The organism is Craterilacuibacter sinensis (assembly GCF_009831765.1).
Lineage (GTDB): Bacteria > Pseudomonadota > Gammaproteobacteria > Burkholderiales > Chromobacteriaceae > Craterilacuibacter > Craterilacuibacter sinensis.
Genome location: NZ_WSSB01000003.1, coordinates 253,695 through 267,854, shown reverse-complemented (window position 1 = coordinate 267,854; position 14,160 = coordinate 253,695). Strand labels below are relative to the sequence as shown.

General features: G+C 57.0%; 12 protein-coding genes and 1 tRNA gene. 6 read left to right on the top strand and 7 right to left on the bottom strand.

The window, feature by feature from the left end:
• A partial coding sequence (locus tag GQF02_RS05170) for a pirin family protein (protein ID WP_160795344.1) occupies positions 1–565 on the top strand: 565 nt, incomplete at its 5' end.
• Positions 566–822: 257 nt separating this feature from the next.
• On the opposite strand, the gene GQF02_RS05165 is transcribed toward GQF02_RS05170, so the two are convergent.
• Together GQF02_RS05165 and GQF02_RS05160 are read right to left on the bottom strand one after the other, a co-directional pair.
• Complete coding sequence (locus GQF02_RS05165) at positions 823–1,068, bottom strand: DUF2798 domain-containing protein (RefSeq protein ID WP_160795342.1); 246 nt, start codon at positions 1,066–1,068, stop codon at positions 823–825.
• Positions 1,069–1,500: 432 nt separating this feature from the next.
• Complete coding sequence (locus tag GQF02_RS05160; RefSeq protein ID WP_160795340.1) at positions 1,501–2,394, bottom strand: LysR family transcriptional regulator; 894 nt, start codon at positions 2,392–2,394, stop codon at positions 1,501–1,503.
• A gap of 107 nt (positions 2,395–2,501) precedes the next feature.
• Between GQF02_RS05160 and blaCAR the strand changes: the two genes are divergently transcribed.
• Positions 2,502–3,512: a CAR family subclass B3 metallo-beta-lactamase gene (gene blaCAR / locus GQF02_RS05155; RefSeq protein WP_407924822.1), complete on the top strand. Its 1,011-nt coding sequence runs from the start codon at positions 2,502–2,504 to the stop codon at positions 3,510–3,512.
• Positions 3,513–3,962: 450 nt separating this feature from the next.
• Here blaCAR and GQF02_RS05150 read toward each other — a convergent pair whose 3' ends face one another.
• From GQF02_RS05150 to GQF02_RS05130, 5 genes are all read right to left on the bottom strand, one after another.
• The gene (locus GQF02_RS05150; protein WP_160795338.1) at positions 3,963–5,627 is read right to left on the bottom strand and encodes a recombinase family protein; all 1,665 of its coding nucleotides are present in this window, start codon (positions 5,625–5,627) and stop codon (positions 3,963–3,965) included.
• Complete coding sequence (locus GQF02_RS05145; RefSeq protein WP_160795336.1) at positions 5,624–5,830, bottom strand: hypothetical protein; 207 nt, start codon at positions 5,828–5,830, stop codon at positions 5,624–5,626. The genes GQF02_RS05150 and GQF02_RS05145 overlap by 4 nt, the downstream gene beginning before the upstream one ends.
• 53 nt (positions 5,831–5,883) lie before the next feature.
• Positions 5,884–6,900, bottom strand: a complete 1,017-nt coding sequence (locus tag GQF02_RS05140; RefSeq protein ID WP_160795334.1) for a site-specific integrase — start codon at positions 6,898–6,900, stop codon at positions 5,884–5,886.
• A 162-nt stretch (positions 6,901–7,062) separates the two neighbouring features.
• Positions 7,063–7,138 (bottom strand) — tRNA-Asn (locus GQF02_RS05135).
• Positions 7,139–7,216: 78 nt separating this feature from the next.
• Positions 7,217–10,123 (bottom strand): Rne/Rng family ribonuclease, encoded by a 2,907-nt coding sequence (locus GQF02_RS05130; protein WP_160795332.1) that lies wholly within the window; start codon positions 10,121–10,123, stop codon positions 7,217–7,219.
• A gap of 555 nt (positions 10,124–10,678) precedes the next feature.
• Between GQF02_RS05130 and rluC the strand changes: the two genes are divergently transcribed.
• The 4 genes from rluC (at position 10,679) to motD (ending at position 14,135) form a co-directional block, all read left to right on the top strand.
• Positions 10,679–11,620, top strand: a complete 942-nt coding sequence (rluC, locus tag GQF02_RS05125) for a 23S rRNA pseudouridine(955/2504/2580) synthase RluC (protein ID WP_160795330.1) — start codon at positions 10,679–10,681, stop codon at positions 11,618–11,620.
• Positions 11,610–12,263 carry an HAD-IA family hydrolase gene (locus GQF02_RS05120; protein ID WP_160795328.1) on the top strand — a complete coding sequence of 218 codons (654 nt, stop codon included), beginning with the start codon at positions 11,610–11,612 and terminating at the stop codon, positions 12,261–12,263. The genes rluC and GQF02_RS05120 overlap by 11 nt, the downstream gene beginning before the upstream one ends.
• Before the next feature lie 93 nt (positions 12,264–12,356).
• Positions 12,357–13,301, top strand: coding sequence for a S49 family peptidase (locus GQF02_RS05115; protein ID WP_124735257.1), 945 nt, complete (start codon positions 12,357–12,359; stop codon positions 13,299–13,301).
• 15 nt (positions 13,302–13,316) lie between these two features.
• Complete coding sequence (gene motD, locus GQF02_RS05110) at positions 13,317–14,135, top strand: flagellar motor protein MotD (protein WP_160795326.1); 819 nt, start codon at positions 13,317–13,319, stop codon at positions 14,133–14,135.
• Positions 14,136–14,160: the final 25 nt, after the last annotated feature.

Below are 14,160 nucleotides of genomic sequence, written 5' to 3'. Positions count from 1 at the left end.
CTCCGGCCTGATCCACTCCGAATTGCCCGAGCAGGAAGAAGCCCTGATGGAAGGTTTCCAACTGTGGGTGAACCTGCCGGCGAAGAACAAGATGATCGCGCCCTTTTACCGCGACATCCCGCGCGAGGCGATTCCCGAATTCCGCACGCCGGACGGCGTGACGGTGCGCGTGATCGCGGGCGAGAGTCAGGGCACGGCCGGCGCCGTTCAACGCCCGGATACCGAACCGTTGTATCTGGACCTGCACCTACCCGCCGGCACGCGCTTCGAGCAGGCCATACCGGCCGGGCACAACGTCTTCCTTTACACCTACCGTGGTGAGGTTTCAGTAGCAGCTAAAGCCGTGGCGGATCGCTTCATGGCGATTCTGGCTAATGATGGCGCGGATGGCGCGGTGATTGAGGCGGCACAGGATGCGCGTGTGATTCTGGTGGCAGGTGCGCCCTTGAACGAGCCGATTGCGCAGCACGGCCCTTTTGTAATGAACACCGCCGCCGAGATCCAGCAAACTCTGCAAGACTATCGTGACGGCTTGTTTGAGACGGGGGAAGTGCAGTCCCTGTAGGGGCCCTTCGTACACGAAAAGCGCTCGCGGCTGAAGCCTCTCCTACGTCTCGTTGTCTTGCGCAACAGCGCCACCACGGCCCGCCCAAGGCCTGTGCCGCCGGTTCGCCAAAGCGCACCTTCCTGTGCGAATGTTAACAGACCGAGATAGTGAGTTCATGGTTACGGAGGCGATGAACGGCTTGACCCAGCCTGCGGTGTGAGTAGCTGATCGTGTCATTTGCAAACCCACTTACCACGAGACGGACGTGATCCGCATCATTGAGCTGCGGATTGTAACTTCAGCAGGTTTGATACCTTAAACGCAATTTTAAAACCCAGGTTTCCGATCACTAACGAAAGGCAAAAAGCAATGGGCCAAGCAACGATGAAACGAGTTGCCCATGTGTGCAGCCATGCGAGGCTAAATACGAGATCGAGAAGGCTGAAAATGCCGGTCATGGCAAATGCCATCATTAAAGAAATAAATAATTGAGCGATGATGATAATTGGCGTTTTTTGCATTGTTCCATCCGATTGATGTTGGGATGGTGCCTAAAAAACACAAGCAAGCACCACCCTGACTGGTTACAGGTTAGTGCCGTGGGTTTGCATTAGTGCAACTGCATCTCGTTAAATAACGAGGGCCGGAATAACCGTACCAGCCTAGAATCTTTTCGATAGGCCGGGAAAATACCGAACTGCTCGTTATAAGTCAACCAGAGCGTCTGTCATGTCTGATCAGTGGGGCCCTTGCCTGCTTGTGGCTGTTGAGCACCTGACGGTGAACGCACTACTGCCGAGGGCCACAGCGAAACTCGACCAAATATTCTGGGGCGGCACACCCCGCCGTGCTATTCCTCCCAACCCTGAGAGGACGGGGTTTCTCGCGCAGAAGTGATGAGGGAAATGGTGCATCTGCTAAATCAGTACCCATGCTGATGGTCGAGTGAGAAATTAGCGCAGATCTTTAATCAAAAAATCCACCAAAGTGCGTGTAGTCGCAGCCAAATGTTTGCGCGAGGCATAAAGCGCATAAACGCCGAGTTCCGGCATACTGTAGCTTGGAAGCAACTGCACCAAAGCACCTGAACGAATGTGTGCCGCCGTGGTGAAAGCGGGTAAATGGGCTATGCCTTCACCTGCTAGTGCGGCATATAGCAACACCATCGTGTCATTGCCCGCAAAGTTGCCGGATACCGATACCTCCTCAAACTTCGGATTTTCCGAAGCACCTGAAGGCGGACCGAAACGCCATATTTTCCCGAGGCGCGTATGGTTCAGACAATTGTGCTGAATCAGATCAATGGGCTGAAGTGGCGTGCCCCTGCGCCCCAAATAGCTGGGGGCAGCACACACCACCGAAGGGCAACGAGTCAACAGCCGCGCAATCACCCCCGGCTCCAATTCCTTGCCAACCTGGATGGCCAGATCGATTCGTTCTTCAACAAGATTGACCGCTCGATCAGCCAACACCATTTCGACTGAAGTTTTGGGGTATTGCGCCAAATAGCGCAACATAGCCTCGGCCAAATAGGATTGGCCAAAGGAAATACTGCTCGCGACACGGATCAGGCCATGTGGCTCGGCATTCTTGTCCATTACCGCTGAAACCATGCCATCGGTCAGTGCCAATACCTGACGACAGTACGGAAGGATATCGTTGCCCGCACTGGTTAGACCTAGGCTGCGGCTGGAACGATGCAGCAGGCGAACCCCAAGTGACTTTTCCAGCGACGCGATATAGCGCGTGGCCATCGCCCGCGAGATATCCAACTTGCTTGCTGCTGCGGTGAGACTGCCTAAGTCCACAACATCCACAAAAACCTGCATAGCAATGAAACGATCCATTAAGTCACCTGTATTGATCGATATATGCAACCTTGAAATGCTTATTTCAGCATATATTGATCCAGATAAAGCAACCATACTTCATTCCACAGCCTCTTCACCAAGGAATGAACATGTTGATGAACAAACTACTCGCCCTTCTCGCAGCCACCTCACTCATCGTAGGCAATGCTTCCCACGCTCAAAACCTCATCCCCGGGTTCACCGCCATGCCCAGTACCACTGCCAGCCCGCTGACGGGCTGCCCGTCAGCCACTACTAACCAGCTTTTCAAAGATTTCGGGAATACCGGGAAAATGCCGCCGGAACTCAAGCGCTGGATGAACGACACTCAGTCTCAAAACGTCGAGCCGTACCAAGCCTTCGACAACGTATATTACGTAGGCATTTGCTGGGTATCGGCATGGCTAATCAAAACCAGCGCTGGCCCAGTGTTGATCGATACGCTGTACGAACCGTACACAGACCAACTCATAGCCAACATCAAGAAAATTGGAGTCAACCCCGCCGACATCAAGATGGTGCTGTTGACACATGGCCACTTCGATCATGTGGGCGGGGCATCCAAACTCAAGGCGTTGACCAATGCCCAATTTGTGATGACTGAAGAGGGATGGCGCGAAGCTCAGGCTGACGCACAAAAATCACAGGGCAAACCGGGAGCTTGGACTATGCCTGCGGCTGCCGACATTCTGGTTAAAGACGGTGACGTACTGACCGTGGGGGATACCAAGATCTACGCTTATGCAACGCCTGGACACACTTGGGGGACTACCTCCTATGCACTGGATGTGCGGGATGGCGACAAGACCTACCGCGCCATCACGATTGGTGGCCTTGGGCTCAATGCAATTGACGGGGCCAAGCAGGTCGAGGCTTACATCGCCAGTGTTGATCGCATCAAATCCATGGCGAATGCTTCGAAGAATCCGATTAGCGTGCATCTGACCGCTCACCCCTTCAGCACTGGACTGACAGAGGCCAAAGAGCTCCTAAAAAAACGCCAGCCCGGCCAACCGCATCCATTGGTTGATCTGGCAGGTTTGAACAAGCAGTTGGATGAGCTTCGTGCCGGTGCGATTGAGCGGCTCGCTGTTGAACAAGCACGATTCATGTAGACACTTGTTTTATATCGGAGCGTAGCTTCGTCACGCGTAACACATCACATGACTATTACGCGTGGCGACAGTCAAATCAATCCGGCTTCGGTGCGGGTGCGGTCAGCACCTTACGCAACCTCAAGAATGGACAGGGCTCTTCACTCAGAACGCTGATTCAAGTAGTACGCACGCTGGGGCTTGAGCAATGGTTCGTGACGATCGCGCCGATCGCGAGCGTCAATCCGCTGATGATGACCAGGGAGGCGACACCGCAGCAAAGCGCCAGCAAGCCAAGGCTCAAGCGGCAGGACTGAACTCTCTGCGCAGCTTGGGCAGGCTGTTAAACCGACCATGATTTTGTATTATTCTGGGAACCAAACAGTACAAAATAGTAACAAGTGGCCAGTCAAAATCCCCAATGAAAACGGCGGGGTTTTCACCCCGCCGTGTTTTGCCGCCCTTTGTCAGTTAGCCAGTCAACTCGGCCACCGACCACCGCGCATCTGGATCAAGCTTGCGACTCGGCGTATAGCGCAGACTGAAGCGCAGTGTCTGGTGTCCCTCGTCGATTACCTCGGTACCGCTAGCCAGCGCGAGGGCAGCACCCGCCGCAAATTTGATCTGAAAAGTCGAACGGTAGCGCCCCTCTTTGCCTTCAAAGCTCAGTACCGGGAAGAGCCTGGCCAGCAACGCGCGCTTCCGTTCCGGCGCTAAGTCCGCCTCCAGCAAGGTGCCTAGCAGTGCTGCCGGGTCGGCCTGCAACTGCGCCTCGATAGCCTGCGCGTCAACCTGCAGTTGCGTCGTTTCCAACTCAGCAAGCTGGATCTTGCATGCCTGTACCTTACTGCGGGTTTCTTCGTAACGCTGCTGCAGCATCGGATCTTCGTCGCTGACACCGACTAGCATATGCGACAGCCGCGCTTGCGCACGCTCCAGTTGAGTCAGCCGCTTGCGGCAATCTTCCAGTTGCAGGCGCTGATCGCCTGTCAGCCGCAACTGCAAAGACGCCCGAAACGCGTCGACAAACGATGGGGTCAAGAAATACTGCAACACATGGATCAGCAGCTTTTCGACGCCAGCCACTGCGATTGTCACCGTTTGATACGCCCCTTCGATCCCGGCGCTTTTGGCTACCGTGCAATTGGCACAGTACAGCGAACGACAGCGCTGCTGTGCAGAGAGCACCAATATGCCCTCGCAGCAACCGCAATGGAAGATGCCGGCCAGTGCGTGTTTGCCGCCACCATAACCACTACGGCTGTGCGTTTTTTGATTGCAGCGATGCCAGGTTTGATCACTGACCAGACGCAGTTCGGGTCGCGCGAACGTCTCGGTTTCTACATCAATACCGCGGTCGGCCGCACGTTTAGCGTAAGTAGTCGACCCGTGCCAGATAAACACCCCGCGATAGATGCTGTTGCCGAGCAGGTTCTTCACCCGAGCCGGGCGCCAGTAGCCACCATCCTCATTACGAGCTTTGCGGCTGCAAGCGATACCTTCGGTATTCAGCCACGCTGCGATCTGCTGCATCGACTGCCCAGCCTCCCGCTTCATATACACCTCGCGCACGATAGCAGCTTCGACTTCATTGATCAGCCAATGGGTACCGATCCGGTTGCCCTGAGCGTCCAGTTCGCGTCGGAAGTCATAGCCGTATGCTGGCGTCGCGATCATGAAGCCGCGCAACAGCTGACCATACATGCCACGTCCAACCCGATGGCGCAAGTTGCGCCCTTCCTGCTGTGCGATCATGCCCTGCAAAGCAAAGCGGATTTCCCAGCCGGGCACGTGGCTATCCAGGCCGTCGCAACTGAGCATGCGCACGCGGCGGTTTTCCAGTTGCTTCATCAACTGGGCTTGCTCGACCGGATCGCGCGTCAGCCGGGACGGCTCGTCGACGATAAACACGTCGAACACGCCCCGTTTCCACGCAGCGTGGAAAGCCTGATAGCCCTCCCGCTTGTGCAGGGCGTGAGCCTGTCCGGATAACGCTGCATCGGTAAAAATCAGCGCCTCGTCGACTTCTAGCCCGTACTGTTGGGCTAGTTCCCGGCAGCGCCGGAGCTGATCATCAATCGACGTTTCGTTTTGCTTCTCGCATGAGTAGCGTGCGTAAATCGCGACTTTTTTCATGCGCGATCCCCTTTCTTTTCGGAGTGCGCTGCTTCCTCAAGCGGCTGCAGCGCTTGCTGTTTTTTCAGCTGACTGCAGGCAAGTTCTGCCAGCAGGTCAGCTAGTTCCCGCACGGCAGGCGGTAGCTCGCACGCGCAGTTACCTCGTATAGCGTGACCAGCGGGAGATAAACGCACGTCATTACTCTTTTGTTTCGAATTCATGATTTGTCCTCACCAGAACGGCCCACCATCCGCACGATGGGCCGGACAATTGCTTAACCAGGTTGAGTAATCAACGATGTGCGGCCAATCGCGGCGTGCAGTTCGGCGATCTGTGGGTTGTAGTAGCGCATCGACATCTGCAAATTTTTCCAACCGAATAATTTTGCAAGCGTCTGAGGAGTTACATGCGGTGCACGCCGTGATGCGGCTTCGTGACGTAGGTCATGAAAACGCAGCCCCTCGATTCCGGCCACCTGACAAGCGCGCTTGAAGGCGCGATCGAGGCCAGAGGTGTCGTAGAAGTTAGGAATGACGCGCAGACCCGGCTGCGGCAAAGCAGCTAGCACCGCTTCGGCTTTTTCAGACAAAGGAACGAGTCTGGCCGTACCGTTCTTGGTCATTTCCAGCTTGATGACTGCTGAAGCTAGGTCGACTTGTCGCCACTCCAAGCTCAACAACTCACCGGCACGCATGCCAGTTTCTAGCGCGAGCTGAATACAGGCCTTAAGCCAAGGACCGGCACGGCCGCCCTGCGTCTCGATGGCAGCAAACAGACATGCCAACTCCCCCCGCTGCAGCCGCCTCTCTCGTCCTGGTGCAGACTTGGGACGGGTGATTTTCTGAAGCGCATGCTCGAGAGGAAGCGACCACTCGCGAATCGCCATGGTGTACAAATGGGAAAGCAGCGCGAGTTCTAGCCGTACGGTGCTGGCACTAACCTGCTCGAGGCGCTCATTGCGATAAGCAGCAAAGTCGCTGGCGCGCAGCGTGGACATCGGACGCAGCGCCAGCGAATGCCTGAGTAACTTATTAATGCGGGTGCGCTCTTGGACCACCCCACGCTTACTGGGAGTGACTTCATCGGCATAGCGCTGCAATAAATCGCCAAGTGTCAGCCGGTCGAGTGGGCGCAGGTCGCGAAACTGCCCATGATCCATCTTGGATTCAACTGAGCGCACCCACGCTTCAGCATCGGTACGCGTTTCGAAAGTGCGGGTTTGTGAGGGGTAGCCCTTGCGACGGATGATCGCTTGGAACTGGTAGGGGCCCCGCCGGGTGATGCTTGCCATACAGTCTTCTCCGTAAAGGTGAATATGCGTATAGCGAAGCTGCAGAAAGTAAAGCGCAGGTATTTACCGCAAACTGCTGCAACGAGTGCAGCAAAAATGCAGCAAAAAGGCCGCACAAAACAAAAAGCCCACCTTAAAGGCGGGCTAAATGCTTGAATCTATTGGCTCCCCGAGCAGGGCTCGAACCTGCGACCTGCGGATTAACAGTCCGTCGCTCTACCAACTGAGCTATCAGGGAATTGAGGAGAGCGATTATAGCTACAAGCTTCGGCTGCGTCAAACTAAAAATGCAGAATAACGCAGCCAATACTTACTTTTAGTCGCGGGTTTCCACCTGCATCAACTGGACCGGCTCGCTGGAAACAACGGGCTGACGGCTACGCAATACATCGCTACGACGTAGGCCTTGCGGTACGACAGGCTCCACAACCGGCTCAACAGCCAGCGCACGCGTTGCAACCATCACAAGACCACCCAGATCAGCAGGCTCTTCACGCAGCACAGCTACAGGCTCAAGCGCCTTGACCTCCTCCGCTTCGGCTTCGACCGCAGGCAAGTCTACCTGCACGACCGGCATTGGCGCCGGCGCGGCAACCTCTACAGCCTCGACCACAACAGGCTGTTCAGGCTGTTCAGGCTCAGCAGCTTCAACGACCGGGGTCACGGCCACGGCAGTGACTTGTACGAACACCGGCTCGGCAACCACAGGCTCAGTTTCAGGCTTAACCGGCGATTCGACAACAGCCTCTTCAACCATGTCAGCGGCAGGCGCAGACACTGCAACTTCAGCCGTCAGCTCTGGCTCATCCGGCTTGGCCACCACAAGCTCGACCACCGGCGCTACAGCACCAACTTGCACCATTTCGGCAACTGCAGTCACCCCCGCCTCGGCAGGCACTTCAACAGCCTGCGCATCCGCCTCGGCAACCACGGCTACCGGAGCTTCATCACGACGGCGGTCACGACGACTGCGACGACGGCGACGCTCACTGCGCTCCACCGTATCTGCGGCCTCACCCTCAACGGCGGGCATCTCGTTCACCGGCTGCGCGTCAATACTCTTGACCTCTTCACGCGATACAACAGGCGGACGATTTTCCACTACTGGCTTGGCAGTATCGGTTTGCGGTTTTTCACGACGACGCGGCTCTTGCTGCTGACGCGGCGATTCCTGGCGCGCAGCTACTTCGGCACCCGCCTCTTCCAAACGTGGCTCAGGCTGCCGATTTTGCTTCTGCTCACGATCAGCACGCGGCTCGCGTTCACGACGCTGACGCGGTTCGCGTGGCGGACGTGGCTCGCGCGGCTCGCGCACTTCGCTACGCGCTTCATTTACTTCTGCCGGCGCACGGCGCTCGTCACCACTCTTACGACGCTCATCCTGCTGCACATTGCGGTCACGACGCTGGCCATTGCCCTGACGACGCTCGTTCTGATTGCGTGGCTTGCGTGGCTCGCGCGCTGCGGGCTTGGCAGGCTCAACCGGGGCAGGTGCCGCTTGCGGCGCAGCCAGACCCTTGAACCAGCCAACCAGACGACCAAACAGACCCGGCTCGGCGACTGCCTCGGCAGGCTTGGACTGTGCCGCAGCAGCGGGCGCGTCCGCGACCGAAGGTGCCGGCTGTTGCGGCGTAATCCCTTTCACGGCCGCTTCCAGTCGCTCGACCTTGGGCTTTTTCTGGCCAAAGCTGGCTTCGGCTTCGTCTTCCGGCATTTCGACACGACGGTAGCTTGGCGCGTCGGACAGTTCGTTCAGGTCGTCGTGACGCAAACGGACGATCTTGTAATGCGGCGTTTCCAGATGCACGTTAGGAATCAAAAGTACATTGACACCCAGACGCTCTTCGGTCGAATAAAGCTCGGTACGCTTTTCATTCAGCAAGAAGGTGGCCACATCAACCGGCACTTGTGCATGTACCGCACCGGTGTTTTCCTTCATCGCCTCTTCCTGGATGATGCGCAGGATATGCAAGGCCGAAGATTCGGTACCGCGGATAAAGCCGATGCCATGGCAGCGCGGGCATGGAATATGGCTGGACTCGCCCAGGCTTGGCTGCAGACGCTGGCGCGACAACTCGAGCAGACCGAAACGCGACAACTTGCCCATCTGTACGCGGGCACGGTCATGCTTGAGCACATCACGCAGTGTGTTCTCCACATCGCGCTGGCTCTTCGGGTTTTCCATATCGATGAAGTCGATAACCACCAGACCGCCCAGATCGCGCAGGCGCAACTGGCGGGCGATTTCTTCGGCCGCTTCCACGTTGGTACGCAGCGCGGTTTCTTCGATGTCGGCACCCTTGGTCGCACGCGCCGAGTTGACATCAATCGACACCAGCGCTTCGGTATGGTCAATCACGATGGCACCACCGGACGGCAACTGCACGCTGCGCGAATAGGCGGTTTCAATCTGGTGTTCGATCTGGTAACGGGAGAACAAAGGTACCGGGTCGGTATAGAGTTTGACGCGGCCGACATTGTTCGGCATGACGTGGCTCATGAACTGGCGTGCCTGCTCATACACAACTTCGGTATCGATCAGGATTTCGCCAATATCAGGCTGGTAGTAGTCGCGGATGGCGCGAATGACCAAGCTGCCTTCCTGCAGAATCAGGAAAGGCGCTTTCTGTGCACCGGCAGCTGCCTCGATGGCATTCCACAACTGGGTAAGGTAGTTCAGGTCCCACTGCAACTCTTCGAAATTGCGACCGATGCCGGCGGTGCGCGCAATCAGGCTCATGCCCTGCGTCACATTCAGCTTGGCCATCAATTCCTTGAGTTCCTGACGCTCTTCACCCTCGATACGGCGCGATACACCGCCACCGCGCGGATTGTTCGGCATCAGAACCAGATAACGGCCCGCCAGGCTGATATAGGTGGTCAGTGCTGCGCCCTTGTTGCCGCGCTCGTCCTTTTCAACCTGGACGGCGACTTCCATACCCTCTTTCAGGACGTCCTGGATACGCGGACGGCCTCCGTCAAAGTTCTGGAAATAAGAACGGGCAACTTCCTTGAACGGCAAAAAGCCGTGGCGTTCGGTGCCGTAATCGACAAAGCATGCTTCCAGCGAAGGCTCAATACGGGTGATGATACCCTTATAGATATTCCCTTTGCGCTGTTCTTTGCCAACAGTCTCGATATCGAGGTCAACGAGCTTTTGCCCGTCGACAATTGCAACGCGCAACTCTTCAGCTTGCGTTGCATTGAATAACATTCGTTTCATATAACATTCCTTGCGCAGCACTCACGCAAGGTCGCAGCAAGTATTTGACGGCCCAATGACTATTGATGGGCGCTTTCCGAAAGAAGTGTCTGACTAAAGAGCAAGGAATAACGATAGGCTAAGCCGACTTCTCGAATCAATTTCGCGCGATGCCCTTACTGCCCGGGTACAGGCAGCGTGTTGATGCATTGTCTGCCGACAAGTCTGTTATCGACAAAACAAGAAAGCGATGGGCATACGCGCCGGGTCAAACTTTACTGCATGACTCCCGGACTGGCTCGGCGTCCGGAAATGGAATGCTCGTGAGTGCGCTGTACGATCAAATGCATTACCATCGCTTCTTTTCGGTGAGCGAGACAACCTTGGCTGCGTCCGGTAGAACGGGCATCAGGTCAGGGCTGAACCCTGCCGGCCCGATCTTCAATCGCAGCAGCGTCGGCGACCTATCCTTGCGGCGGCGCACAACCTTTTATATTCACCGGAACTTGCCTTTACCGGACAGGCCTTGAATGACAAGCCTGCATGACCGGCAAAGCGCATCGAAGTATAAGCAATATGACAGATATACGCAAAGACTCCGTCTCATTTCACCTGATCGACGAATCAGAAGCGGGCCAACGCATAGACAACTACCTGACCCGTCAGCTCAAGGGCGTGCCCAAGAGCCATGTTTACCGCATCCTGCGTTCGGGTGAAGTACGCGTCAACAAGGGCCGCATCGATGCCAGCTATCGCCTGAACGCCGGCGATGAAGTGCGCCTGCCGCCGGTACGCGTTGCGGTGCGTGAAGAAAAATTCGTCCCGGCCGGGCATTTCCCGGTGGTGTACGAAGATGAAGCCCTGCTGGTCATCGACAAACCCTCCGGCGTCGCGGTACATGGCGGCAGCGGCGTTTCCTTTGGCGTGATCGAGCAACTGCGCAAGGCGCGCCCCGAGGCTCGCTACCTTGAGCTGGTACACCGCCTCGACCGCGATACCTCGGGCCTGCTGATGATCGCCAAAAAGCGCTCGGCACTGGTCAAGCTGCATGAAATGATACGCAACGATGTACCGCAAAAGCGCTACTTTGCCTTGGGCCTTGGGGCATGGCCGCAAGCCGAGCGCCACGTCAAGCTGCCGCTACACAAATGGGATACGCCTAACGGTGAGAAAAGGGTACGCGTCGAGGAAGGCGGGCAGTACGCGCATACCATCTTCAGCATCGAGGAGCGTTTTGCCGACTTTACCCTGGTCGAAGCCTGGCTAAAAACCGGCCGCACCCACCAGATTCGCGTACATATGCAAGCCATGGGCTGCCCGATTGCCGGCGACGAGCGCTATGGCGACTTTACCGCCAACCGCGACCTCACCCGCCACGGCCTTAAGCGCATGTTCCTGCATGCCCATAATCTCAAGCTGCCCCACCCGCTAAGCGGTGAGCCGCTGGATCTTGAAGCGCCGCTCCCGCCCGAGCTGATGACCTTTATCGAATTATTGAGAAAAGAAAATGCAATTTGATCTGATCGTGTTCGACTGGGATGGCACGCTAATGGATTCGACCGCCCATATCGTTCGCTCCATCCAGCGCGCAAGTAGCGACCTTAAGCTGCCCATCCCCAGCCGCGAGGCAGCCAGCCATGTAATTGGCCTGTCGCTGGGCAAGGCTCTGCGCACAGCCTGCCCCGGCCTGAGCCCTGAGCGCTATCACGACCTGGAAGATGCCTACCGCCATCACTATCTGTGCGGCGAAGAGACTGTTGAATTGTTTGACGGCGTCCATGAAGGTCTGGATGCACTGCGCCAAGCTGGCGCCTTGCTGGCCGTCGCAACCGGCAAAAGCCGCAGAGGACTGGATCGCGCTCTTGAAGTCAGCGGGCTGTCCGGTTTTTTCGATGCCACGCGCACCGTGGATGAGTGCCACTCCAAGCCCGACCCGCAAATGCTGCTCGAGATCACCGGGCACTTGGGCATTGACACCCAACGCACACTGATGGTGGGTGACACCAGTCATGATCTGTTAATGGCCGTCAATGCCAAAGCTCATGGCGTCGGCGTCAGCTATGGCGCACACCCGCTGGATGTACTGCAAGACTGCCAGCCGGCAGCCATTTTCCACGACTTCCCTGCGCTGCAGCAATGGGTGTTGCCCCGGTTGGGATAAGCGCGCACAAGCCGGTTTTGTCATCCCGACCCGCACACACAAATGCCATAAGTGTATGATCCCCACTCACCCCCCGACACCTGCGGAGATGCCGTGAACAACACCCCCGACTGGGAACGCGAACTCATCACCAAACTGGCCGGCAGCGCACTGTTTGAACAGCGTCGCGCCCGCCAGTGGAAGATATTCTTTCGTCTGGCCTGGCTCTTGGTCACGCTGATTATTGTTTTCAGCCTGTTCATCAACCGGGACAAAAGCGGCAAGGATGGCAGCCTGATGGATGGCAAGCACACCGCGCTGATCAGTCTGGACGGGGTCATCAATAGCGAAAACGACACAGCGGACCGCTTGGCTCGAGGCCTGGAAGCCGCCTACAAGGATAGCGGCACCCGCGGCATTATTATCCGTGCCAACAGCCCCGGCGGCAGTCCGGTCTTGTCAGGCATGGCTTATGACGAGATCCGCCGGCTGAAAAAACAATATCCGGCGATACCGGTGGTCACCGTAGTCGAAGAGGTCTGCGCCTCCGGCTGTTACTATATCGCGGCGGCAACCGATCGCATCTACGCCGACAAAGCCAGCATCATCGGCTCCATCGGCGTATTGTCCGAAGGCTTCGGCTTTACCGGCACCATGGAAAAGCTGGGGGTTGAGCGCCGCCTGATGACATCCGGCAATAATAAGGGCATGGGTGACCCGTTCTCGCCGGTCAAACCCGAGCAGGAAGCAATACGCCAGCAGTTGCTGGACACGGTACACCAGCAATTTATTCAGGCGGTGCGTGACGGACGCGGCAAGCGCTTGCAACAGGCGAATGCCGAAATTTTCTCCGGTCGTGTCTGGTTAGGCAGTCAAAGCCAGCCGCTGGGTCTGATCGACGGTCTGTCCTCGGTACGCCAAGTGGCACGGGAACAGTTCAAGGCGGAAAAGCTGGTCGAATTTACGCCGGATGAAGGCTTTGGCAAGCGTGCGGCACGATTACTGGGCGTACAGTTCGCACAGGGCATGGGTTCCTTGTTCGACACCCGATACTATTAATCAAAGAGATCGCCGATGCGCCACCGTAGACGCCGACAGGAAGAAGAGCACGAAAATCATGAACGCTGGCTGGTTTCCTACGCCGACTTCATTACTCTGCTGTTCGCCTTCTTTGTGGTGATGTACGCGATCTCACAAGTGAACGAGAGCAAGTACCGCGTGCTGTCCAGTTCGCTGGGCGATGCATTTGGCAGCAAAATCACTGGCACCCCGACGCCATCGGGCAGCGCCAACACCATGGTGGAAGTACCGAACTCAAAACCGGTGGCACGGGCCATTAAAAGCGAGCAGCGGCTGCTGGCGCAACAGAAGATGCAGCAACTAAGCGATGCACTGAGCAAGATCGTCCAACCCTTGCTGAAAAACGGGCAAGTCAGGCTATACCAGTCGGAAGAAGGCATCCATATCGACATCAAGGATACGGCGCTGTTTGCCGTCGCCCAGGCTACACCCTCACCCGAGTCGCAGCGCATGCTGGCCGGCATTGCCGGTGTATTGCGTAGCCAGAGCAATCCGGTGCGTGTCGAAGGGTTTACCGATGACGTGCCGATCCGCAATGCGTTTTACCCGTCGAACTGGGAACTGTCGGCGGCCCGCGCCGGCAGCGTTGTACGCTTGTTTCAGGAAAATGGCATTGCTGCTGACCGTCTGGTCGCGGTAGGACGGGCAGAAAACCGCCCCGTAACCAGCAACGCTTCGGCAGAAGGCCGCGCCCAAAACAGACGGGTTGCCATCACCGTCCTCGCAGACCACAACGCCGGATTCGACATCACGCCGGCAGCAAACCAGGCCGCCGAGGCCAGCGCACCGGCCATACAGAACAAGCCGGCCTAAACATCCATGTGAGACAAAGGTGAAC

Bases quoted from the DNA above. Each gene is read 5' to 3' on its own strand.
- GQF02_RS05165 (WP_160795342.1), bottom strand. From the start codon at position 1,068: ATGCAAAAAACGCCAATTATCATCATCGCTCAATTATTTATTTCTTTA.
- GQF02_RS05160 (WP_160795340.1), bottom strand. From the start codon at position 2,394: ATGGATCGTTTCATTGCTATGCAGGTTTTTGTGGATGTTGTGGACTTA.
- blaCAR (WP_407924822.1), top strand. From the start codon at position 2,502: ATGAACATGTTGATGAACAAACTACTCGCCCTTCTCGCAGCCACCTCA.
- GQF02_RS05150 (WP_160795338.1), bottom strand. From the start codon at position 5,627: ATGAAAAAAGTCGCGATTTACGCACGCTACTCATGCGAGAAGCAAAAC.
- GQF02_RS05145 (WP_160795336.1), bottom strand. From the start codon at position 5,830: ATGAATTCGAAACAAAAGAGTAATGACGTGCGTTTATCTCCCGCTGGT.
- GQF02_RS05140 (WP_160795334.1), bottom strand. From the start codon at position 6,900: ATGGCAAGCATCACCCGGCGGGGCCCCTACCAGTTCCAAGCGATCATC.
- GQF02_RS05130 (WP_160795332.1), bottom strand. From the start codon at position 10,123: ATGAAACGAATGTTATTCAATGCAACGCAAGCTGAAGAGTTGCGCGTT.
- rluC (WP_160795330.1), top strand. From the start codon at position 10,679: ATGACAGATATACGCAAAGACTCCGTCTCATTTCACCTGATCGACGAA.
- GQF02_RS05120 (WP_160795328.1), top strand. From the start codon at position 11,610: ATGCAATTTGATCTGATCGTGTTCGACTGGGATGGCACGCTAATGGAT.
- motD (WP_160795326.1), top strand. From the start codon at position 13,317: ATGCGCCACCGTAGACGCCGACAGGAAGAAGAGCACGAAAATCATGAA.